The following is a 239-nucleotide window of genomic DNA, read 5'->3' on the forward strand; positions in this document are numbered from 1 at the left end:
GAGGAAATGGTGAATTTATAAGAATATGAAAATGAAGTCAATGATTATGCGATAGAAATCACTAAATACCTTATCTCTCGTGGAAGTCAGTTGATCGATGCCGAAGATGCCGTACAGGATACTCTAGTTAAAATTTTATGTCTGGATATTTTCATTGAACCTGACAAATTACGGGCTTTTATGTATCGAACATCTATCCGAACTTATATCAATAGTTATAATCGAAGTAAACATTATCA

At 32.6% G+C, this 239-nt stretch carries 1 protein-coding gene; it reads left to right on the forward strand.

Going from position 1 to position 239, the window contains the following annotated elements; all coding sequences use genetic code 11:
* Nucleotides 1-57 precede the first annotated feature (57 nt).
* A partial coding sequence (locus tag FDW96_RS26060; protein ID WP_373562170.1) for a sigma factor occupies nucleotides 58-239 on the forward strand: 182 nt, incomplete at its 3' end.

The sequence above is a fragment of the Citrobacter sp. TBCS-15 genome, from assembly GCF_005280815.1.
In the GTDB taxonomy this organism is placed as follows: domain Bacteria; phylum Pseudomonadota; class Gammaproteobacteria; order Enterobacterales; family Enterobacteriaceae; genus Citrobacter; species Citrobacter werkmanii.